The sequence below is a fragment of the Stenotrophomonas sp. SORGH_AS_0321 genome, from assembly GCF_031453215.1.
Lineage (GTDB): Bacteria > Pseudomonadota > Gammaproteobacteria > Xanthomonadales > Xanthomonadaceae > Stenotrophomonas > Stenotrophomonas chelatiphaga.
Map to the genome: position 1 here is coordinate 2324337 of NZ_JAVIZG010000001.1, position 22302 is coordinate 2346638.

Below are 22302 nucleotides of genomic sequence, written 5' to 3' on the forward strand. Positions count from 1 at the left end.
GAGAGAGTCACAACAGCACCGCCGCCGGCGCCGCCAGCGAAGACACCCAGGCCTGGCTGTCGAAGCCGGCGGCAGCGAACGCCGCCTGCACCGGCGCGGCAGCGGCCTGGGCACTGGCCGGGTCTTCGAACCAGGCGAACACACTGGGGCCGGCCCCGGAGATGCTGGCCCCCATCGCCCCGGCCGCCAGCGCGGCATCGCGCGCGGCGTCGAAGCCGATGATCAACGGCGCGCGGCGCGGCTCGACCAGCACGTCACGCAGACCCGCACGCACCAGCGTCGCATCGCCCTGGTGGCAGCCGGCCAGTACCAGCGCCAGGTTGGCGCTCTGCGCCACGAAATCGCCCAGCGCGTAGCTGCCCTGCAACGCGGCGCGGGCGCGGCGCGTTTCCAGCACTGCATCCGGGTGCACCAGCAGGCTGTGCCAGCGCGCCGGCACCGGGATCGGCACCAGCCGGTCGGCGGTGCTCAGCACCAGCCCACCCAGCAGCATCGGGCCGAGGTTGTCACCATGGCGACCACCGCTGGCCACCAGTTCGCCTTCCAGCGCGAAGCGATACAGCGCGTGGCGGTCCAGCGGGCTGTCCAGCAGCGCATTGGCAGCCACCAGCGCGGCCACGCACGAGGCCGCCGATCCGCCCATGCCCGATCCCAGCGGGATGCCCTTGTCGATCTCCACGGCGAAGCCGAACGGCAGCTCCAACCCCTGCCGCAGCGCCAGCAGGGAGGCGCCGGCGGTGTTCAACGCAGCCTCCCGTGGCAGCGGCACGTCCGCCCCGCGAATGGCCTCGATGCGCACCTCGCGCTCGGCGATGCGGCGCACGCTCACCGTGTCACCGACACCGGCGATGGCATGGCCTAGTATGTCGAAGCCCACCCCCACGTTGCCGACCGATGCCGGTGCGAAGGCACGTGCGATCACAGGCGCGCTCCTTCACCGGCCGCCACCCGCAGCAGATCGGCGAACACGCCGGCCGCGGTGACTTCCGGACCGGCGCCGGGGCCCTGCACCACCAGCGGGTTGTCGCAGTAGCGCCGAGTGCGGAACTGCACCACGTTGTCGGTCAGTTTGAGGTTGGCGAAGGCATGGTCCAGCGGTATTTCCACCAGCCCGACCGATGCGCCCTGCGCGGACAGCGCAGCGACATAGCGCAGCACGGCGCCGCGCGCGCGGGCCTGCTGCAGGCGCTGCAGCAGCGCGTCATCGTTGTCGCCCAGGCGTTGCATGAACGCTTCCACGCTGCCCGCACGCAGCGCCTCGGGCACGAGGCTTTCGACCTGCACCTGTTCCAGGCTCAGGTCGCGGCCGGCTTCGCGCGCCAGGATCACCAGCTTGCGTGCCACGTCGATGCCGGACAGGTCATCGCGCGGGTCCGGTTCGGTATAGCCCATGCCCCGCGCCTGCTCCACCAGCGCGGAGAACGGCTGGCTGCCATCGAAGCGGTTGAACAGCCAGGCCAGCGTGCCGGAGAAGATGCCTTCGATGGACAGCACCTCATCGCCGGTATCGACCAGGTCGCGCAGCGTGGTGATCACCGGCAGGCCCGCGCCCACGGTGGCCTCGTAACGGAAGCGCGCCCCGCTGGCGGCGGCCGCAGCGCGGATCGACTGGTAGCGTGCCAGCGGACCGGAGCCGGCCTGTTTGTTCGGGGTGACCACGTGGATGCCGGCCGCCAGCCAGCCTTCGTAGCGCCCGGCGACCTCGGCGCTGCCACTGCAGTCGATGACCACCGCATGCGGCAGGTGCGCCGACAGCAGGTGCGCAGTGAACGCGTCCAGGTCGCTGGCCGACGCTGCGTCGGCCAGGGCGGCCCGCCAGGGCCCCTGCAGCGCGCGCGGGGCCAGGTGCATGCCGCGCCGTGACGCCACCGCGCGCAGGCGCAGGTCGATGTTGGCCTTGCCCAGCAGCTGCGGCTGCGCGGCCTGCAGCTGGTCCAGCAGTGCCGCGCCGACGTTGCCTGGCCCGATTACCCCGACCGCGAAGGTCTGCGGTGACAGCCAGAAACCGGCATGCGCCGCGCGCAGCGCACGGGTGGCATCGCCACTGTCCACCGCGACCGAAATGTTGCGTTCCGACGAGCCCTGCGCGATGGCCAGGATGTTGACCTGCGCTCTGCCCAGCGATTCGAACAGGCGCGCGGCCACGCCGGGCTGGCCGGCCATGCCATCGCCCACCGCCGCCAGCACGCTGACCCCGCCACGCAGCTGCACCCGCTGGACCTGGCCGACTGCCAGCTCATGGGCGAACGCCTGCAGCAAGGCGTCACGGCCGCGTTCGGATTCATTGCCGCGGACCACGCAGCAGATCGAGTGTTCGGAAGACCCCTGCGAGATCATCACCACCGACACCTGCGCTTGGCGCAGCGCGGAAAACACCCGCTCCGCCGTGCCCGGCACGCCGATCAGGCCGGTGCCTTCCAGGTTCAGCACGGCCAGTTCCGCACTCAGGGTCAGGCCCTTGATCGGCCCGCGCACCGAGCGCTCGGCGGTGATGCGGGTGCCGGGGTGTTCGGGCTGGAAGGTGTTGCGGATCAGGATCGGCAGGCCGCGCTGGATCGCCGGGGACATCGTCTGCGGATGCACCACCTTGGCCCCGAAGTAGGCCAGTTCGCAGGCCTCGTCGTAGCTCAACGCTTCAAGCTGCACCGCTTCGGGCACCAGCCGCGGATCAGCCGACAGAACGCCATCGACGTCGGTCCAGATCTGCAGCTCATCGGCGTTGAACAGCGCAGCGAAGATCGCCCCGGAGTAATCACTGCCGTTGCGGCCAAGGGTGGTGATGCGGTCCCGGCGGTCGCGAGCGATGAAGCCGGTGACCACGATGCGCTGCTGCACGTTCGCCTGCCGCCACGCGTGCAGGCGCTGTGCGCTGGTTTCCCAATCCACGTTGACGCCCAGCTCGTCGTGCTCGACCACCAGCACCTCGCGCGCATCCAGCACCGCGCACGGCTCGCCGCTGGCCAGGAAATGCTGTCCCAGCAGGTGTGCCGAACATACTTCACCGAGGCCCTGCACGCGGTCGAGCACCTCCTCGGGCAGGCCACCGATCACCGCCAGTGCGGCCAGCAGTTCGGCGAGCTCATCGAACCGCGCATCGAGCCATTCCACGCTGGCGCCGGCGTGTTCACCGAGCAGCGAAGCAGCCGCGCCGCGATGGGCGCGCGCGCAGGTCATGCCAGTCTTCGCGCCACTGCGCATCGCCGGCCGCGGCCAACCGCGCCAGCGCGATCAGCGCATCGGTCACGCCCTTCATGGCAGACACCACGGTGACCTGCAGCGCTTCCGGACGCGCCTGCAGCAGCCGCGCTACGTGGCGGTAGCAGTCGGCATCGGCGACGGAGGTCCCGCCGAACTTGTGCACCACCACGTGCGGTTGCACGGCGGAACGTAGCGGAGCGGAATCGGCGGCGGGTGCAGCAGCGGCAATGGACATGGTGACCTCGGTGGGAGGCCCCGCATCGCGCCAGTGGAAGGTTTCCCCGCCACCTGGTTCGGTGCGGGGCCGTGGTTTTCGTGAGTTACGCGAAGACGACGGACCGCACCCTGCGGGTGGTGGTGGTGGTAATGGTGGTAATGGTGGTGGTGCCGGCCATGGAGCCCGCGCGCAGGCCTGCCGCAGAAGCGGCAGCAAGCGAGGCGAAGGTGGCGGCGGCAGGGACCATGCCGCTAGAAAACACCGCCGGGCAAGCCGCTGTCAAGTGTTGCAGTGCAGAAAACACCTGCCTTCATCGGCCGCCAACGCCGGCGAAAATGGTTGCATCGGAGACGATGCAGGCCACGCCTGCGTTCAGCCGGCATGTTCGGCGATCGCCGGCGGCGCGCGGTGTGCGTGCGCGCACCACAGCACGCCGGCCACCAGGCAGCCGATCGCAATGGTTTCCAGCAGGGTGGGCCAACGGCGCTGCCAGGCGAAGCCATACAACAGCGCGAACAAGGTCTCGAACACGATCATCTGTCCGGTCAGGGTCAGCGGCAGCAGCCGGCTGGCGCGGTTCCAGCAGGCATTGCCAAGCAGCGAGGCGATCACCGCAACCCCGGCGCTGACCATCCAGAACAGTCCCCACTGGGCCGGCGCATGCACGCTGCCATCGAACACGAACGCCGACGGCACCAGCAGCAGCGCCAGGGCACCGGTGACCACGCCGGTGAGCAGCGACCAGTCGTGTGCGGAAAGATCCGGACGGCGGGCAAGCCAGCGGCTGTTGCCCACCGAATACGCCGCCCACGAAAGCAACGCGCCGAAGGCACAGACAAGACCCAGCACGCGCTGCCGCCACGGCGTCTGCACATGTTCGGATACCAGGGCTTCGTACCCCACCAGCGCCACGCCCAGCAGGCACAGCAGCAGCGCCGGCGCCAGTTGGCGCAGCTGCACCGCGCCTTCTTCGCGCACCGCGACCAGGGTCACCACCACCGGAATCAGCCCGACGATCAGCGAAGCAGCCGCGCCGCCGGCCCACTGCACCGCCGTGGCCAGCAGCAGGAAATACACCAGGTTGCCGGCCAGGCTCAGCCATACCAGCCCGCGCCATTCGGCCATGCCGATCCGCGGCGCCAGCCGCTTCCAGCGCGGCGCCAGCAACAACAGCGCCACCAGCCCGTAGATCAGGTAGCGGCCGGCCGACAACTGCAGGGCATCGAATGCCAGCAATACCGCGGGAGCCAGGAACACCACGCCCCACAGCGCACCGGCCATCACGCCGTTGCCGATCCCCACGCCCATCGAACGATTCATCGCACACCCATGCTGCAGACAGGCGCGAAGTCTAGTGCGCCGCGGTGGCGCGCGTCTTGACCCGGGCTACGGTGACTGGTGCCGCCACATCGACGGGGTGAGTCCGGTCTCGCGCCGCAACGCACGGCTCAGCGCGCTCTGTTCGGAGTAACCGGCGAGCTGGGCGACAGTGCTGATCGGCACCTGGGTGCTGCGCAGCAGGTGGCGCGCCCAGCGCAGCCGCAGCGCACTCAGCCAGGCCTGCGGCGGCAGCCCCAGCTCGCGCAGGAAACGGGCATGCAGGTGGCTGCTGCTCAGGCCTGCCAAGCGTGCCATGCGTTCCACCGGCCAGGCTTCGCCGGGGGCCGACTGGATGCGAGCGCACAAGGCCTGCAGGCGTGCACCGCTGCCATCGGGCGCGAATGCCTGCAGCAGCAGCGGCAACAGGTGCTCGCCCGAGCTCCCGGCCGGTAGTGCCTGCAACGAGGTACGCAGCGCCTGCGGCAACGACAGCCAGCGCTGCCCGCGCAGGTGTTCCAGGGTGTGGTCGTCGAACCAGGCGGCGTCGCAGTCGATGATCACGTGCTGGTTGCTGCCCTGCCCGACCTGGTCATGGGTCTCGCCAGGCGCCACGAACACGCCCTGCAGCGCATCCAGCCGCGCAGCGTGACCGTCGAGCTCGAACTGCAGCTCACCGTGCAACGGCAACACCCACTGGGCGTAGGCGTGGCGATCGCCGCCCCAGGCGTCACCGTAACTGCGGACATGGAAGCGCGGCGCGTGCATGGCAGGAGTCTGCCGCCGCGACGGCAGCCGCGCAATGCCGGCGGGTCAGGCCCGGCGCGGCAGCCGGGCTTCGAACACCACGTCCTGCGCTTCGTTGCGCGCCTGCAGCTGGCCGCCGTGCGCACGCACGAACTGGTCGGCGATGAACAGGCCCAGGCCCAGTCCCTTGCTGGCGTGGAAGCTGGCCTTGAACGGTTCGAACAGGCGCGGCAGCAGGCTTTCACCGATCTGCCCGCGGTTGCGCACGCGCAGCACCACCTGGGCCGGGTCCTCGCCATCCACGTGCACCTGGATCGGCGACTGCCCGCCATGCAGCAGCGCATTGCCGATCAGGTTGGAGGCCACCTGGGCCAGCCGGTCCGGGTCGCCCTGCATGCGCGCATCGCCCAGCGCGACCACTTCGATCGCGGCCGTCGCGTTGCCCTGCTCCACCTCCTGCACGACCGCGTCCACCACGCTGGCGGCGTTGCACGGGGTGCGCTCCAGGCGCAGCCCGCCGGAGCGGATGCGTGAGAAGTCGAGCAGCTGGTCAACCATGCGCGCCATCCGCAGCGTGCTGGTTTCCAGGTGGCGCAGGGTCTGCTGCGCGCTGGCATCAGCCGGAATGTCGAGCGACAGTTTGTCCGCACACAGCAGGATCGCCGACAGCGGCGTGCGCAGGTCGTGGGTCAGCACCGCCATCATGGTTTCGTTGAGCGTCAGCGCGCGCTCCAGCGCTTCGTTGCGCGATTTCAACAGGCGCTTCTGCTGGTAGAGCTCGATGAACACGCCCAGCTTGCCGAGGATGATCTGCGGTTCGATCGGCTTGTGCAGGAAGTCCACGGCACCGCTTTCATAGCCCTTGAACGCACGCACCGGATCCTGCGGCGAGGCGGTCAGGAAGATGATCGGCACATCGCGGCTGCGCGCCGAGCCGCGCATCAGTTCGGCCAGCGCGAAACCATCCATTTCCGGCATCTGCACGTCCAGCAGGGCCAGCGCGACTTCGTGTTCAAGCAGCAGTTCCAGCGCCTCGTTGCCGGAGGCAGCGCAGAGGATGCGCAGGCCATCACGGCGCAGCAGCGCTTCCATCGCGACCAGGTTCTGCGGCACGTCATCGACAATCAGTATGTTGACCGGCGAGGCGTCTGCCACTGGCGCGGGAGCAAGCAGGTTCATTTCATTTCCTTCAGGCATTCGCATATCTCGTCCAGCGTCAGCACCGCATCGGCGCCGGCACGCTGCAGGGCCGAGGCAGGCATCATCGACGCCTCGGCATCTTCGGGGCATTGCAGCCAGGCCTGGCCACCGGCCTGGCGCACCGCGGCCACGCCTTCGCTGCCATCGCTGCTGGCCCCGGTCAGCAGGATCGCCAGTACATCGGGTCCAAACACCGCCGCGGCCGATTCGAACAACGGGTCGATGGCCGGCCGCGAGAACAACACGGCCTCATCCAGCGACAGCGCGATGGAGGCTTCGTCTTCGACCAGCATATGGTAGTCCGGTGGCGCGAAGGTCACCGTGCCCACCTCCAGCGGCTGCTTGTCCTCGGCCTCGCGCACCCGCAACGCCGAGCCCGGATCGAGCAGTTCGGCAATGCGGCTGGGCCGGTCACGGGGGATGTGCAGCACCACCAGCGCCGGGCAGGGCAGCGCCGCCGGCAGCGCACCCAGCACGCGCTGCAGCGCCGAAACACCGCCGGCCGAAGCACCGATCACCAACAGGCGCGGGACCAGGGCGTCCATCAGGCCGCCTTCCGGTACAGGCGCTGTTCGCGCGCAGCGGCTTCAAAGGCGTTGCCGTGCTCGCCGAACTGCAGCGATTCCTTGCTGCCCAGTCCCAGGAAACCCCGATGCACCAGGGCTTCGCGGAACAGGCCGACGGCGCGGTCCTGCAGCGGCCGGTTGAAGTAGATCAGCACGTTGCGGCAGGACACCAGGTGTACTTCGGAGAACACCGTGTCGGTAGCCAGGCTGTGGTCGGCGAACACCACGTTTCGGCGCAGGCGACGATCGAACATCGCCCCGTCGTAGCCGGTGGTGTAGTAGTCCGACAACGAACCGTGACCGCCGGCCTGCAGGTAATTGCGGCTGAACTGGGCGATGCGGTCGATGCCGTAGGTGCCTGATTCGGCGGCCGCCAAAGCAGCCGGGTTGATGTCGGTGGCGTAGATGATGCTGCGGTCCAGCAGCCCCTCTTCCTGCAGCAGGATCGCCAGCGACCAGACTTCCTCGCCGGTGCTGCAGCCGGCCACCCACAGCTTGATCGACGGATAGGTCTTCAACACCGGCACGGCGTGCTCGCGCAGTGCCAGGAAGTAGGACGGGTCACGGAACATCTCCGACACCTGCACGGTGAAGAACTGCATGGCCTGGGTGAACAGTTCGGGCTCGTGCAGCAGCCGGTGCTGCAGGTCCGACAGGCGCGCACACTCGTAGCGCTGCATCGCCTGGTGCATCCGGCGCCGCAGCGAAGACACCGCATAGTTGCGGAAATCGTAGTGGTAGCGCTGGTAGATCGCCTCCACCAGCACCTTCAGTTCCAGGTCGAACAGCTCCTGATCGTTCATTGCCGCGAGCACCACACACGGCACAACGACACCAGCTTGTCGACGTCGATGGGCTTGGCGATGTAGTCGTTGGCGCCGGCCTGCAGGCAACGCTCGCGGTCGTCGGGCATGGCCTTGGCGGTCAGCGCGATGATCGGCAGGTCCTTGTGCTGGCGCTGGCTGCGGATTTCCCGCATCGCGGTCAAGCCATCCATCTCCGGCATCATGATGTCCATCAACACCAGGTCCACTTCCACGCTGGCCAGGCGATCGACGGCTTCGCGGCCGTTGCGGGCGATTTCCAGCTTCACCCCCAGCGGTTCGAGCACGCTGGACAGCGCGAAGATGTTGCGCACATCGTCTTCGGCCAACAGCACCGTGCGGCCATCGAGCACCGAATCGCGGCGCCGCGCTTCGCGCAGCAGGCGCTGCTGGTCGCTGGGCAGGTTCGCTTCCACGCTGTGCAGGAACAGGGTGACCTCGTCGAGCAGGCGCTCAGGCGATCGTGCGCCCTTGATGATGATGCTCTTGGAATAACGGCGCAGGCGCTGTTCTTCTTCGCGGCCCAGCGCGCGGCCGGTATACACGATCACCGGCGGGAAGCTGACATCTTCGCTGCCGGCCATGAACTCCAGCAGGTCGTAGCCACTGCCATCGGGCAGCGCCAGGTCGGTCACCATGCAGTCGAAGGTCGCGCTGCTGAGCTGCTGCACCGCCTCGGCGAGGGTGCCGACGGCAGTGATTTCCAGCTGCTCCCGGCCCAGCAGCAGTTCCAGGTTGCCGCGCAGTTCGGTGTCGTCTTCCACGATCAGCAGACGGCGCACGTCGCGCTGGCTGGTCTTTTCCAGGTGCTGGATCGCCTCGACCAGCCGCTCGCGGGTGGCCGGCTTGATCACGTAACCGATGGCGCCCAGTTCCATCGCCAGCTGGCTGCGCTCCATGCCCGACACCACGTGCACGGGGATGTGGCGGGTCAGCGGATCGCGCTTCAGGCGCTCCAGCACGCTCAGGCCGGACACATCGGGAAGGCCGATATCCAGCAGCACGCCACTGGGGCGCAGCTCGCGCGCCAGCGACAAGGCTTCTTCGGCGGTGGTGGCCACCACGCAGTCGAAATCGAGTTCGCGCGCCAGCGCGACCAGCGCTTCGGCGAACGTCGCGTCATCTTCCACGGCCAGGATCAGGCGCTCACTGCGCTGGGCGCCGGCACCGTTGGCCACGGCTGTCTTCCAGGCGCCCAACGACGGCGGAACCGCGTCGCTGCGCACCGGCGACGGGCCGGCGCCGGACGCTGCCCGGGCCGGTGACGGTGCCGAAGCGACCACCGGCTGCGGCGCGTGCGCCGTGCCCAATGTCGCCGGCGCGTCGGCCTGTTCCGGTGCTCCGCTCAGCGGCAATTCCACCGTGAAGGTACTGCCGCGACCCGGCTCGCTGTCCACGCGGATGTCACCGCCCATGCGGGTTGCCAGGTCGCGCGAAATGGAAAGCCCCAGGCCGGTGCCGCCGTAGCGGCGGCGGGTACTGCCATCGGCCTGGCGGAAGGCTTCGAAGATGGCGTCCAGCTGCTCGGCGGCGATGCCGATACCGCTGTCGCGCACCACGAAACGCACGCGGTCGCGGCCGACCGCCTGCACCTGCAGGCTGACCGTGCCGTGTTCGGTGAACTTCACCGCGTTGGCCAGCAGGTTCTTCAGGATCTGCTGCAGGCGTTGGCTGTCGGCGGTGAACTGGCTGGGTGCGCCGGCGTCGGCGACGATCTCCAGCACCAGTCCCTTTTCGCGCGCCAGCGGCTCGAAGGTCTCGCGCAGGCGCTGCAATGCACCTTCGACCACGACGATTTCATCGGCCAGCTCCACGTGACCGGCCTCGATGCGGGCCAGGTCCAGGATGTCGTTGATCAGGGCCAGCAGGTCGTTGTTGGACGACAGGATGGCCTGCGCGTACTTGACCTGCTCATCGCTGAGCGTGCCATCGCGGTTGTCCGAAAGCAGCTTGGCCAGGATCAGCGAGCTGTTGAGCGGAGTGCGCAGCTCATGCGACATGTTGGCCAGGAACTCGGACTTGTAGCGCGAGGCGGCCGACAGTTCATTGGAATTGCGCACCAGCTGCGCCTGCGCCACCAGCAGCGCCTGCTTCTGGCCTTCCAGCTCATGCGTGCGCTCTTCCAGCTGCACGTTGGTCTGTTCCATCTCGGCCTGCTGCTGCTCCAGGTTGGTCTGCGAATGCAGCAGGCTGCGGCTCTGTTCTTCCAGTTCTTCGTTGGCCACCCGCAGCTCTTCCTGCTGGGCCTGCAGTTCTTCGCCCTGGCGCTGGGATTCTTCCAGCAGCTCGGCCAGTCGCGCGCGCAGCACCGCCGCGCGCAGCGCGATGCCGATGGTGTCGGCGCAGCGCTGCAGCAGCTCGCGGTCCAGCTGCGGGGCACGACCCGGGCGGATCCGGCCCAGTTCCACCACGCCGACGATCTGCTCATCGCTGAAGATCGGCGCCAGCACCCGCTCGCGCAGCTGGGTGCTGCCCAGGCTGGTACTGATCTGCAGCACGCTGCCCTCGCTTTCCTGCAGGTGGCGCACCTTGCCCTCGCGGATCACCTGGCCCAGCTGTCCTTCTTCCAGGCCCAGCGACTGCGGAATGGACGCCGGCAGCGCCACGCCGCCGGTCAGCAGCAACTGATGGTTCTCGATGCGGTACATCACCGCGGTCTGCGCCTTCAGCTGCTCAGCCAGGGTTGTCATCGCCGCTTCAGCGATTTTTTCCGGCCCCAGGTCGCCGCGCAGGCTCATCGCCACCACGTTTTCGCTTTCCTGCAGCCACAGCGCCTCGGACGCTTCGCGGCGCGCCTGGATTGCGCGATTGACGATCAACGCGATCATCAGGAAGGCAAATCCGCCAATCGTCCGGTTGACGAAAGAGAAAGCTGAATTGGTACTGGCGGGGGCAATGTTGTAGCCCACCGCGAGGAACACACAGGCCGCCACCGCAACCACCAACGGCAGCCCGGCATGGCGCTGGAATACCGTCACGCCGATCGCCAGGAAATACGCCAGCCACACCGCATAGCCAAGTGGCACAACCAGTTCAAGGGCGGCGGTTGCTCCCAGCAGGGCGGCCGACAAAGCCCATATCCACGGGTCGCGCATACTTGAAGCTGACGTCATCGTTGGAGATCCCGACACAAAGAAGTGGGATGTTAACTGAATGCCCGTCGTTTCCGGCACGACTTTCGGCACGTGCCTGCCTACACAATTCCTTCACACTGTCGCTTCTAGCGTCACCGGCCTCAGGGGTTTCAGCGCAGTCCCGTGGTAAACGCCGTCTCCAAGCTCACCGCCCAGACAGATACGTCCCGACAGTTGACGCTCCTCATCGAGAGCGTCACTGACCATGCCCTGTACCTGATGGATCCGGACGGCGTGGTGTGCACCTGGAATCCCGGTGCGCAGCGGATCAAGGGCTACAGCGCCGAAGAAGTGATCGGCACCCATTTCAGCCGTTTCCACTGCCCCGCCGACCGCGATGCCGGCGAGCCCGAACGCTCGCTGTCGATCGCCATAAGCGAAGGCCGCTATGCCGGGGAAGGCTGGCGCCTGCGCAGTGACGGCAGTCGTTTCCGCGCCAGCGTGGTCATCGAGCCGGTATTCGAGGCCGAGCAGCTGGTCGGCTTCGTCAAGGTGACCCGCGATATCACCGAAAGCTACCAGGCACAGGTGCTGCTGCGGGATGCGCAACGTGCGCTGGCCAGCACCCAGCAGTTCGAGAAAGTCAGCCAGCTCAGCCGCGGGCTGGCACACGAGTTCAACAACCTGCTGACCACCATCCACAATGCGCTGGACCTGATCGCGCTGCGCTGTGCGGCCGATGAGACCACCGAACGCCTGATCGGCAATGCGCAGGCCGCGGCCGACCGTGGCGCGCTGCTGACCCGGCAGCTGCTGGCCTTCGGCGCCGGCCAGACGCTGGTGCGCGAACGCGTCACCACCGCGAACTGGCTGCAGCCGGCGATGGCGGCGCTGCAGCAGCGCTGCCTGGCCCATCATTCGCTCAGCCTGCAGCTGCGCAGCGACCTGCCCGACGTGCTGCTGGATCCGGGGCAGCTGGAGGCGGCGCTGTCCAACCTGGTCGGCAATGCCTGCGATGCCATGCCGCAGGGCGGTCGTATCTGTATCATCGGGGACATCGAGCGTCGCCTGGATCCGCAGGCCGACACGCCCACCTACCGTAATTTCGTCGCCATCCGCGTTCAGGATGAAGGCCACGGCATGGCGCCAGACGTCGCCGCGCGGGCCAGCGAGCCGTTTTTCACGACCAAGGACATCGGCAAGGGCAGCGGTCTGGGCCTGAGCCAGGTGTTCGGTTTCATCACCCAATGCGGCGGTTTCGTCGACGTGTCCAGCACCGAAGGTGGTGGCACGACGGTCAGCCTGCTGCTGCCTGCCCTGGAGGTTCCCGCCAATGACTGATTCCATCCGCGTACTCATGGTCGAAGACCAGGAAGACCTGCGCGACATGATCGGACTGGCCCTGCAGGACATGGGCATCAACGTCGATACCACCGCCGATGGCCACGAGGCGCTGGCGATGATGGCCGGCGAGCGTCAGTACGACGTGGTGTTCAGCGATGTCAGCATGCCCAACGGCATGTCCGGGATCGAGCTCAGCGAACATGTCGCCCGTACCCAGCCGGGCGCCCGGATGATCCTGTCGTCAGGTTATGCCCGCTCGCAGCTGCCGCCGTTGCCGGGGCATGTGGAATTCCTGCCCAAGCCGTATCGGCTGCGGCAGCTGGTCGAGCTGCTGACCGCACGTTGATCGGTCGCCAGGATCGAGCGCGGCGACGGGCTGCGCGTGCAGCCCGCCACCGAACGCAGCATCGCCGGTAACCGGCACGCTGCGCCGTCAGAAGGCGTAACGGCCGCCCAGATAGATTTCGCTCGACACCAGGTTGGCGCTCATCTTCTCGTCCTGCAGGCTGCGTGCATTCGGGAAGGCATTCCAGCCACTCTCGGTGCGGCCCATGTCGACATAGCGATAGCCCAGGTCCAGGGTCAGCTTGTCGATCGGCGAGTACGCAACGCCGGCGCCGAGCGACCACGACAGGTTATCCTGGCGGCCCACGTTGTACTGGCGCGCCACGGTGCCCTGCCAGCCATCGGACTTCAGGCGGGTGATGCCCAGACCGACCGAACCGTACAGCGCGACCTGGTCGGTGATGGCGAAATCGCGGTACACGTTGGCCATCAGGCGCTGGGCCTCGATGTAATGCACGTTGCTGCTGGTCGGGAATACGGTCGAGCCGCTGGTGAAGGTATCGGTCTTCGGCAGGGTGTACTCACCCTCCACGCGCCAGCCGTTGCCATACTGGTAGCCGGCGGCAAACGAGCCGGTGGTGAACTTGTCTTTCTGTTGGCCCGGCACGAACGCGCCGATGCCCGGACGCGCGCTGTCGGCCATTTCCCGCGCCTTGTGCTCGGCACCGACAACGCGACCTGCGACGTAGTAGTTGCCGTCGTCGGCGAGCGCTGCGGTTGATTGCAGGCTGGCCAGGGCGAGCAGCGAAAGGGAAGCAAGCTTGATCTTGGACATTTGATTCTCGTAGTGGGGGAAGCCGGCACCTGCGATGCAGGTGGCCGGGCAAGTTGTCGGCGAGATCTTGGCGCATGCGACGCACGCACCCCATAGGACGCGGCTAAGTGCAGGCAACCATCACGATTCAGTCGGTGTCGCGCAGGCCGGGGATGCGCAGGCGCGATTTGCGCCAGCCCCCATGCGAACGCACCTTGCCGGTGTCGCCGGTAAGCGCATAGCGGATGGCCGGGCACAGTGCCGACATCATCCCGACATGCCAGTGACGCAGCTTCGCGTAGGCGTAGAAGAAGCGGTTTTTTGGCACGGCACGCCCCGGCGCTACGCGGGGACCTTTCGAACGTTCAGACAATTTCACGACACTCCGAAGGACGGGAGATCGCCGCCACGCACGTCGAAAGACGCAAGCGGTGACCCACGCAGCGGACCGCTGCCGGGCCAACGCTAAGGACGCCCTGCCAGGAGCTCAATGAGACTTATCTGAAAATGGACTTCGCTTACCTTTGCGCTTGCTCCGCTGCCGCGCACGACTGCCCAGATGCACCAGACCCAGGACGCAGGCAAAGGCGATTGCGACTTCCGACACCGCGAGCAGGAGGTGCATACGGGTAATCCTCGGCCTGGAGAAATCGGGCCTGCAGCTGACACGCTAGCGCCCTGTCCTCGCCCCGGTCTGCAAACACGTGCGCATTTCCGGAATCCCTTCGCACGCCTATCCCTCAGCCCCTGAACGACTCACCAAACCACCAGCGCAACGCTGAATGATTAAGGGTAAGGCCCAGCACGCAGGGACGGAGCACGAAAGGCGATGTCACAATCGACCCGCACACGCCGTGATCGACTCAACGTTGCCGAGACAAAAGCACCTACCCATGCAGAACAGATCCACCAAGGAAGGCCCCCTGCCCTCGTTCCACTCCTGCCTGGAACTCGCCTGTGCCGTCAGCGGCATGCGGGTCGCACTGATCGGTGAAGTCGGTGAGCAGCAATGGCGCGCCGTGCACGCACTGGACCGTGCCGGGCTCGGCATCTCCGCCGGCCTGCGGCTGGACCTTATCAACACCTTCTGCCGCGACGTCACCGCGACCCAGGAGGCGATCTGGTTCGGCGATTACCGCCAGGACCAGAAGCGCTGCGACAGTCCCATCCCGGCGATGCACGGCTTCCGCAGCTACATCTCGGTGCCGGTGGTGCTGGCCGATGGGCGGGTGTTCGGCACCCTGTGCACGCTGGACCCGGAGCCGCGCCCGATCACCGATGAAATCCTGCACGCCATGCGCGCACTGGGTGCGGTGGTGGCCGAGCAGATCAGCGCGGCGGAAGCACATGACACCGATGACCACCACGACAGCGTCGAGCGGGATCGGGCCGCATCTTCTGAGAGCCGCCTGCAGGCCTCCGAAGTGCTCAACAGCGCGCTGCGCCAGGAAGGCAAGGAGCGCGAGGAGTTCATCGCGGTGCTGGCCCACGACCTGCGCAACCCGCTGCAGGCGATCCGGGTGACCTCCGACCTGCTGTCCCTGTCGGCCACCAGCGAGGCGCAGCAGAGTCTGCTGCGGCACCTGGACGACAGCGCTGACCGGATGGCGGAACTGATCGATGTGACGCTGGATTTCGCGCGCGGCCGCCTCGGCTCGGGCATCGCCCTGCGCGTGCGGCCCTGGCGAGACCTGTCTGCCTTGCTGGCCAACGCCGCCGAGCAGGCAATGGCGCCCTACCCCGGTTGCCCGTTGATCGTTGAACTGGCCCTTCCCGAGGTGGTGACCTGCGATGCCGACCGCCTCTCGCAACTGGTCAGCAACCTGCTGATCAACGCGGCCATCCACGGCCGCAAGGGCAGTCCGATCGCCCTGCGCGGCCACGCCGACGACACGGCGCTGGTGCTGGAAGTGCGCAACGAGGGCGTGATCGCCGAGGCGTCGATGAAGACCTTGTTCGAGCCCTTCCACCGCACCGGCGACCAGCGGCTGGATTCCGGCCTGGGCCTGGGACTCTACATCGCCTCGCAGATCGCCGTTTCGCATGGCGGCGCGCTGACGGTGCAGTCCGCAGACGCCATCGGCACCACCTTTACCCTGCGCATGCCATTGCGCTGAGCCGTACAGGCGTCAGCAAAGGCAGCTCATTCCGGCGGCGCTTCGATGGTGTAGCCGCGTGCGCGCAGCGCGCCCAGATAATCTTCCGGTCCCAGCAGCAGGCTGACCGGCACCGTGGAGAACGTGCTGGCGTGCTGGGCCAGCGCCTTGTCGGCCAGGCCCAGCCACTGCGTGCGCGCCTGCTGCCCCAGGTCGTTCCAGCCGCGGCTGCGCGCGAACGCCGAATCCTGCACTACGTCCCTGCAGGTGCGCGCCATGGACATCACGGCCAGCCGGCGCAGGGCCCCGATATCTCCAGCAGCCCAGGCATTGGCACGCTCGCGCAGTACCGGGGCCTGGAATTCCACCGTATCCAGGGTGCGCTCGAAGCAGGCGCGGTCGTCCACCTCGCTGCCCTGCAATTCCTTCAGGGCGCCGCGCGCATCGGCAATGGGCAGCTTCACCCGCGCCTCTTCCGGCTCCAGCTTGTTGGCTTTGTAGGCACGTTCAAGGGCCTCGGTGACCTGCCCGCTGTCGCGCAGCCCCTGGCGCTTGAGGAAGGCCATGTACAGCTCGCCCGAAGCGATCATCGGGCGCTTCTTTTCCACCCCGCCATCGCGCCCCAGGTAGGTGGCCTTCAAGCCCAGCCATCGCGCGTAGGTGTCCGGTGCCACGATCTGATGCAAGGTGCGCCCCTGCGGATCCCTGGCGGTCTTCATCGCCAGCGGCAGCAGGGTGAGGCCGCGCAGCAGGCCGAGCTTGACGTCCGGTGTCCAGCCGGGCGGACCCAGCACGTGGTCGGAGGCGGCGATGACCTGCTGCACCGGGTCCGAACGCCAGGTCACGCCGGCCGGCAACGGTGCCACCGTACCCAACAGCCACAACACATGGCCCTGCGCGTTGCTCACCTTCCACAAGCCCGGACCGGGCTGCTCGCCGGTGACCTGGACGGCCGCCATGTCCACCACGGGCCCTTCTGCGGTGACGGCCTGCGCGGCGACAGAGAGCGGCGCGCACAGCAGCAGCGCCAGGATGAAACCGCACCTGATCCATTGCCCGTCATGTCGGTGCTGCATGGCCAACCCCTTGAGTGATCGCGCACTGTATCCAGTGCCTCTGCGTGCTGTGTAAAACGTTCGTTGGCGCCGGTCTGCGCTGGAACCGCGGGCGGCCCGGCGTTACGCTGGCGCCCGATCCTTGTTCGGGGCCCACCCCATGTTGCAGATGCGTCCTGGCTGCGAATGCTGCGACACCGACCTGCCCGCCGCGTCGACCGGCGCGTGGATCTGCTCGTTCGAGTGCACCTTCTGCACCGCTTGTGCGCAGGAACGACTGGGCGAACGCTGCCCGAACTGCGGCGGCACGCTGTGCCCGCGCCCGACGCGCGAGGGCGCCGCGCTGGAACGCAACTCCGCCTCGCCGGTGCGGGTATTCAAACCGCTGGCTGGCTGATCCAGGCCGCGCGCGGGCGCTGCGGCGTGCCGGCGTCAGCGGCAGTTGTCGGCGTCGACGCGGCGGATCGACTCGATCCTGCCGTCCCCGGTCGCAACGTGCAGGCATTCGCGGGTCTGCGCATTCCACCACGTCACCACCGAGCGGCCATGGCGCTGCTGTGCGTCGCGATCAGTAAAGCCGCGCGCCCGCAGTTGCGTGTCCGCACCCGCGGCACGTGCGCCTAGCAGGTCGTCCATGCCGGCGGATGCTCCCGCACTGTTGCCAGAGCGCCACGGCACCTGCCTGGAGCGCTCGCGCAGCCGGCGCCATAGCCATCGCTGTAAGCACCCTGATCTGCATCGGCATCGTAACCGTGCACGGCATCGCGGTAGCCGCGTTCGTAGTCGGCTTCGTGGCGTGCATCATCGTCGTGGTCACCATCGTCGTGATGGTGCGCCTGGTGCGCGAGTGCGGCAATGCCGAGGATGGCGGCAGCGGCCACGGCCACCTTGGCGCCATCGCTCATCCCGTCCTTCTTACCGCCAGGCTGCTTGCCACAGTCCGGCGCGGGGGTGGTGACCGCCGATGCGATGCGGCCACGGTCACTGCGGACCATCACGCAGCGCTGGTCGCGCTCGTTCCACCAGTTGCCGTACTCACCGGAAACTGATTGCCGCGCATAGCCACGGGCACCCAGCGTGCGGGCGGCATCGCGATCATCCAGGCCCTGCAGGTCGCCCAGGCCGGGTGCGGGGTCCTGCGCAGAAACGCGCGACGAGGCGCACAGCGCCGACAGCATGATCGCGACCGCCAAGGCACTGCGATGGGCAATGGACATTGCAGATCTCCGGATGGGCAGGCCGGGCTGGCCGCGTTGAGTGGAGATTGCCACAGGGAATGACGGGTGCGACAGAGTGCCGGTGGTAATGTGCGCCAACGGGCCCGTCCCGCCCGACAGCGGACCCCAGCACGGATTTCCTGAAGATCCTGAAATCGCTTGAAGAACTGGTGTTCGAAGCCCTGAGCTGGATCGCGCTGCTGCCGCGTTCACTGCTGCGCATCCTGCACTCCCCGGTGGTGATGGCCGAATACGCTGCAAGCCAGCTGCGTTCGGAAAGCGAGACCCGCTTCAGTGCGGCGATCAGTCCACCGCTGCTGTTGATCCTGTGCGTGCTGATCGCCCATGGCGTTGACATGGCGATCCGGTCCTCCGCGCCGGATCTGGGCGGCTCGCTGGCGGCCGTGGTGCTGGCCTCGGAGCAGAACCTGCTGCTGTACCGGACCATCGCGTTCGGGATCTGGGCATTGGCCGGATCGCTTTACTACCTGCTGCGCACCCGCCGGCCGGTGGACCGGGAGACGCTGCGGCTGCCCTTCTACGAGCAGTGCTACCTGGTTTCGCCATTCGCGCTGCTGGCCTCCATCGGCCTGAGCCTGATCTCGATGGGGCAGGAAGGAGCGGTGCTGGCGGGCGTGGTGCTGTCATTGCTCGCAGCGGGGTGGTTCTGGGTTGCGCAGGTTGCCTGGCTACGGCAACGGACCGCGCTGCGGCTGTGGCGCTGCGCGGTGGCGGCGACGGTGATCTGTATTGCCGGATCGGCCGCCAACAGCGTGGTGGTGTATGTGCTGGTCAGTGTGCATGGGCCGGGGGTGTGAGATGGGTGGTGCTCCTTGCCGTCCATGTTCGATTGAAGAGTAAGTAAATCTGCAAAGCTCCACCATGGGGTTGTGTAGCGCAGGCTCCGCTTGGCAATATCAGAAGCCCCTGCCGGCAAACCGGATGGAGCACCTGATGCTCTATCGGGTACACGTCCGACACGAACCAGCCAACGCCCACGGCGCCACCGTTCCTTATCTGCCATCAGTCTCTTCTGCGGCCGACCAGACGCGACTACATCGCGCATGTTGCAGGCGGCAGCAGCGGCGATGTATGAGGCGAGTCGGCCGGTCCTAGCTCCACAGCGCCATTGAATCGATACAGCCAGAGCAACGAGGAAACCGCGGATTTTGGACGCTTCTTGATCTGAAGCGGCCCAAAGTCTGCACAAGAGCAATCCAATTGAATATCAGCCTGGCGGAGTGTTTGGCGCGTCGGATTTATTATGAACCTGCCTCGCGGCGGACGTCCCGCCGGGCCTATCTGGCTTTGGCCACCGAACCGGACTTAGGTCGAGTTGCAAGTCATCCGTGACGCCTCCAGCTAGAAGCCTTTAATTCCCGGCTTTCTTTATCGCCTTCAACTGGCCTCGCTTGTTGGCGATCAAGATGCAACTCCTGGGTGGTGGATTTAAGGGTTTCGGGCCGCGAACCGCAAGGTGAAGGCAGTGACGTATAGGGTATATGCCCAGTGATCAACGGACGTTGAGAATATTGTGGCGAATACGCTACAGGCTGTTGACGCCAGTAAATCGGCGAAGCACTGCGAGCCGCAATGCGCCTCTTCCATCGACCTATCACTCAGTGCACGCCACCGCTGTAGACAATTGATAACAACTTGAGTACCGACAGGACGCGAGCTGGCCTCACACAGGTGAAATCGGATACTGCCGTCCAGCCAACGCCGGCTCGGACTACCAAGGGAGTGCCTGATTCATTTCGAGGAGGAACAGCTCCAGACACGTCATCCCAGGCAGGCCTGCGGCCCCGGCACAATTGAATATGAATTGAGCAGTGAGCCCCAAACTTATGTGAGTCGCATCCTAAAACACGCGGGAAGATTCAGTCGAACTTCGACCGAGTTTGTTTAGATAATATTCGAAAACCAATGCAAAAAAAGGGCCCCGAGATTACTCCCGGGACCCGTTAACCACTAATTGCGATACAGCTCAACCCTTATCGTCAGACTTGTACTCGTAATACCCATAACTGTAATAGCCCGTCGCCCGCTTTTCTACCGCGTTGAAGATAGCACCCTTAACCTGGACTCCGTTCTGCTCGAACCGCTGCATGGTCAACTCAATTTCCTTAGGCTGGTTCACGCCAAACCTAGTAACGAGCAAGCTGGAACCCGCGTGCGCCGCGACGAGCGCAGCATCTGTAACGGCGAGAATAGGCGGCGTATCAACAATCACTAAGTCGTACTGGGTAGCGACGGAATCCAGCAACTCTACGAAACGCGGATGCATGAGCAATTCCGCCGGATTAGGCGGGATTTCACCACGAACCATATAATGCATGTTGTCAAGACCTGACACTGGACGAATGGCCTCTTCCGCGGTCAGCTTCCCAGCCAAAAGATCAGACAGACCCTTCTGGTGCGAAACTCCAAGGATCTTATGAAGAGTGCCCTTTCGCATATCGGCGTCGATGACGAGCACTCGTTGACCAGCAAGAGCGATAACTGCCGCAAGATTAGTGGAAACGAACGTTTTACCGACTCCGGGCCGAGGGCCAGAAATAGTCAATATATTGTTCTTGGCCTCCAACATCGCGAAATGCAAGCTAGTCCTCAAGCTCCGAAGCGCCTCTACAGTAGGGTCTGCAGGTGAATTGACTGCCAACAAATGTTGTCGCCCATCAGCAATGACACGCGTTCCATGCTTACCCTTGCGCAACTTCGGCAACGCGTTGGAGACGCTGAGCGGAATCGCCGCATACACGGGAAGTCCCAAGGCCTCAATGTCTGCAGGGTCCTCGATCCCCGGATTTAGCAGACGCTGAACAAGAACCACGCCAAGAGCCAGACATGCACCCAGGACGGTTGCGATGAGCACGACTAGCCCTCGACGCGGCTTGATCGGGTTCGCCACATCGCTAACCGCAGCGTCAACAATGCGGACATTACCGACCGCACCTGCCCGTGCGACATCAAGCTGTTGAGCCTGGTTGAGCAACGCTGTGTAAAGTTCGTTACTTACTTGAAGGTCTCTAGTAAGACGCAGCAGCTCTTGCTGAGTCTCAGGAAGACGACCCACTTCTCGTTGGAATCCACCTTTTCGAGATTCCAACCCAGCTAGCTGAGTCAGAAGTGCGCGATAAGCCGGATGCTCTCTGGTAAAACTCCGATCCATCTCGGCCTGCTTGAGTCGCAACTGTTGGATGCTCGCCTCAACCGCCACTTCCTGTTCCAACAGTCCCTTGGTCTGCATCGTGATGTCGACAGAATTTGCGCGCGACTGATACGCACTCATCGCAAGCTGAGCTCTTTCAACCTGCAGGCGGATCGTGGGCAGCTGATCCTTCACAAACTTCAGCTGCGAAGCGGCTTCGGCGGAACTTCTTTCCACATTCTGCCGAACGTAGGCCTCGACCAGCCTCTGTACCAAAGCCTCGGCACGAAGTGGGTCAGTGCTCTCATAGGTAACCTGCAGAATTCCAGAATCCTTACCATCCTCTACTACATTAATATCCCGCTGCAATTCAGACAGCACATCCAGACGCCTGCGTTTAACCACCTCAAAACGCATTCCCGGACGCGCGTCCAGAGATTCGACAAAAATCTTAACGCCCTTACCCTGAGCAACGGCACCTGCCGCCCCCTTCAGAATAACGTTGCCATCTTCATCGTAGAGGACATAATCCTTCCCGCCAGCGCCGACCTGAAGCATCATCGTGGCATCAACCATCGATGGAACGACTTCCAACTCAGAAACTACGATATCTTCGCCACCCCAACCATAGCTGGAGAGCCCGAACCTAGAGGGAGCAAGCCGATCGTCTGACTGGGGTTTGAAATTTCGCGCATAAAAGTCACCAATCACGGGCAACCGATAAGGAGTAATTGAAACGTCCCAGTGCAACGCGTCGACAGCTTCACCAATAGACGTTCGCGAAGTAAGGAGCGCGACCTCAGTGGTAGACGCAGTACTACCACTACCTCCCAAAGACGCAAGGTCAGCTAAACCGGGGATACTAGGGACCTTCGATTCCACTTGCACCATAGCTTGCGCGAGATAGACCCTTGGAGCCAACAACGCATACGCAAGCCCACCGAGCATGAACAGCATCGTTGTGCCCAATAACCACCACTTGCGGTCGACCATGATGCCGGCGAGCTCGCGCAAGTCGAGCTCACTTTCGCCGACAGCTCGCGAATCCGTTCTACTTGTCATGTGATTAATTAAACCCTGAAATTACCGGTCGTCATGAACCGAGAAGCCTTCAAATGAAGCCGAACCCAAGGACAAGGGAGCGACGTTAAAGCAGCGCGCAACCGCGTCTTTACGCCCGCGCGACCCGGGAAGTCT

At 65.6% G+C, this 22302-nt stretch carries 19 protein-coding genes and 1 pseudogene; 5 read left to right on the forward strand and 15 right to left on the reverse strand.

Annotation, left to right across the window (positions count from 1 at the left end; translation table 11 throughout):
- Positions 1-7 precede the first annotated feature (7 nt).
- From QE373_RS10215 to QE373_RS10255, 9 genes and pseudogenes are all read right to left on the reverse strand, one after another.
- Positions 8-922, reverse strand: a complete 915-nt coding sequence (locus tag QE373_RS10215; RefSeq protein ID WP_309686052.1) for a homoserine kinase — start codon at positions 920-922, stop codon at positions 8-10.
- Positions 919-3361, reverse strand: a pseudogene (gene thrA, locus QE373_RS10220) (bifunctional aspartate kinase/homoserine dehydrogenase I). Before thrA ends, QE373_RS10215 begins: the two are co-directional and overlap by 4 nt.
- A gap of 157 nt (positions 3362-3518) precedes the next feature.
- Positions 3519-3719 (reverse strand): hypothetical protein, encoded by a 201-nt coding sequence (locus tag QE373_RS10225; RefSeq protein ID WP_309686055.1) that lies wholly within the window; start codon positions 3717-3719, stop codon positions 3519-3521.
- 68 nt (positions 3720-3787) lie between these two features.
- Positions 3788-4735 carry a DMT family transporter gene (locus QE373_RS10230; RefSeq protein WP_309686057.1) on the reverse strand — a complete coding sequence of 316 codons (948 nt, stop codon included), beginning with the start codon at positions 4733-4735 and terminating at the stop codon, positions 3788-3790.
- A 66-nt stretch (positions 4736-4801) separates the two neighbouring features.
- Entirely contained in the window at positions 4802-5500 is a 699-nt protein-coding gene (locus QE373_RS10235) for an AraC family transcriptional regulator (RefSeq protein WP_309686059.1), read from the reverse strand.
- A 45-nt stretch (positions 5501-5545) separates the two neighbouring features.
- Positions 5546-6658, reverse strand: a complete 1113-nt coding sequence (locus QE373_RS10240) for a hybrid sensor histidine kinase/response regulator (protein WP_309686061.1) — start codon at positions 6656-6658, stop codon at positions 5546-5548.
- Positions 6655-7224: a chemotaxis protein CheB gene (locus QE373_RS10245; RefSeq protein ID WP_123700697.1), complete on the reverse strand. Its 570-nt coding sequence runs from the start codon at positions 7222-7224 to the stop codon at positions 6655-6657. Before QE373_RS10245 ends, QE373_RS10240 begins: the two co-directional genes overlap by 4 nt.
- Positions 7224-8048 (reverse strand): protein-glutamate O-methyltransferase CheR, encoded by an 825-nt coding sequence (locus QE373_RS10250; RefSeq protein ID WP_309686066.1) that lies wholly within the window; start codon positions 8046-8048, stop codon positions 7224-7226. Before QE373_RS10250 ends, QE373_RS10245 begins: the two co-directional genes overlap by 1 nt.
- Positions 8045-11182, reverse strand: coding sequence for a response regulator (locus QE373_RS10255; RefSeq protein ID WP_309686069.1), 3138 nt, complete (start codon positions 11180-11182; stop codon positions 8045-8047). Before QE373_RS10255 ends, QE373_RS10250 begins: the two co-directional genes overlap by 4 nt.
- 195 nt (positions 11183-11377) lie before the next feature.
- On the opposite strand from QE373_RS10255, the gene QE373_RS10260 reads away from it, so the two are divergent.
- Together QE373_RS10260 and QE373_RS10265 are read left to right on the forward strand one after the other, a co-directional pair.
- Positions 11378-12484, forward strand: coding sequence for an ATP-binding protein (locus QE373_RS10260; RefSeq protein WP_309686072.1), 1107 nt, complete (start codon positions 11378-11380; stop codon positions 12482-12484).
- Positions 12477-12833, forward strand: a complete 357-nt coding sequence (locus tag QE373_RS10265; protein ID WP_123700699.1) for a response regulator — start codon at positions 12477-12479, stop codon at positions 12831-12833. Before QE373_RS10260 ends, QE373_RS10265 begins: the two co-directional genes overlap by 8 nt.
- Before the next feature lie 87 nt (positions 12834-12920).
- Here QE373_RS10265 and QE373_RS10270 read toward each other — a convergent pair whose 3' ends face one another.
- The gene (locus QE373_RS10270) at positions 12921-13607 is read right to left on the reverse strand and encodes an outer membrane beta-barrel protein (RefSeq protein WP_309686076.1); all 687 of its coding nucleotides are present in this window, start codon (positions 13605-13607) and stop codon (positions 12921-12923) included.
- Positions 13608-13734: 127 nt separating this feature from the next.
- Positions 13735-13914 (reverse strand): hypothetical protein, encoded by a 180-nt coding sequence (locus QE373_RS10275; RefSeq protein ID WP_309686079.1) that lies wholly within the window; start codon positions 13912-13914, stop codon positions 13735-13737.
- Positions 13915-14479: 565 nt separating this feature from the next.
- Between QE373_RS10275 and QE373_RS10280 the strand changes: the two genes are divergently transcribed.
- Complete coding sequence (locus tag QE373_RS10280; protein ID WP_309686082.1) at positions 14480-15703, forward strand: GAF domain-containing sensor histidine kinase; 1224 nt, start codon at positions 14480-14482, stop codon at positions 15701-15703.
- A gap of 26 nt (positions 15704-15729) precedes the next feature.
- Here QE373_RS10280 and QE373_RS10285 read toward each other — a convergent pair whose 3' ends face one another.
- The gene (locus QE373_RS10285; RefSeq protein ID WP_309686085.1) at positions 15730-16758 is read right to left on the reverse strand and encodes a TraB/GumN family protein; all 1029 of its coding nucleotides are present in this window, start codon (positions 16756-16758) and stop codon (positions 15730-15732) included.
- Between the two features lie 139 nt (positions 16759-16897).
- Here QE373_RS10285 and QE373_RS10290 point away from each other — a divergent pair, with 139 nt between their 5' ends.
- On the forward strand, positions 16898-17134 hold the full coding sequence (locus QE373_RS10290) for a DUF1272 domain-containing protein (protein WP_309686088.1): 237 nt from the start codon (positions 16898-16900) through the stop codon (positions 17132-17134).
- 35 nt (positions 17135-17169) lie between these two features.
- Here QE373_RS10290 and QE373_RS10295 read toward each other — a convergent pair whose 3' ends face one another.
- Both QE373_RS10295 and QE373_RS10300 read right to left on the reverse strand, forming a co-directional pair.
- Complete coding sequence (locus tag QE373_RS10295; RefSeq protein WP_309686092.1) at positions 17170-17373, reverse strand: hypothetical protein; 204 nt, start codon at positions 17371-17373, stop codon at positions 17170-17172.
- A complete protein-coding gene (locus QE373_RS10300; protein ID WP_309686095.1) occupies positions 17358-17954 on the reverse strand; it encodes a hypothetical protein in 597 nt (198 codons plus the stop codon). The genes QE373_RS10295 and QE373_RS10300 overlap by 16 nt, the downstream gene beginning before the upstream one ends.
- Before the next feature lie 170 nt (positions 17955-18124).
- Here QE373_RS10300 and QE373_RS10305 point away from each other — a divergent pair, with 170 nt between their 5' ends.
- Positions 18125-18772 carry a hypothetical protein gene (locus tag QE373_RS10305; RefSeq protein WP_309686097.1) on the forward strand — a complete coding sequence of 216 codons (648 nt, stop codon included), beginning with the start codon at positions 18125-18127 and terminating at the stop codon, positions 18770-18772.
- Positions 18773-19941: 1169 nt separating this feature from the next.
- On the opposite strand, the gene QE373_RS10310 is transcribed toward QE373_RS10305, so the two are convergent.
- The gene (locus QE373_RS10310) at positions 19942-22167 is read right to left on the reverse strand and encodes a polysaccharide biosynthesis tyrosine autokinase (protein WP_309686098.1); all 2226 of its coding nucleotides are present in this window, start codon (positions 22165-22167) and stop codon (positions 19942-19944) included.
- Positions 22168-22302 lie beyond the last annotated feature (135 nt).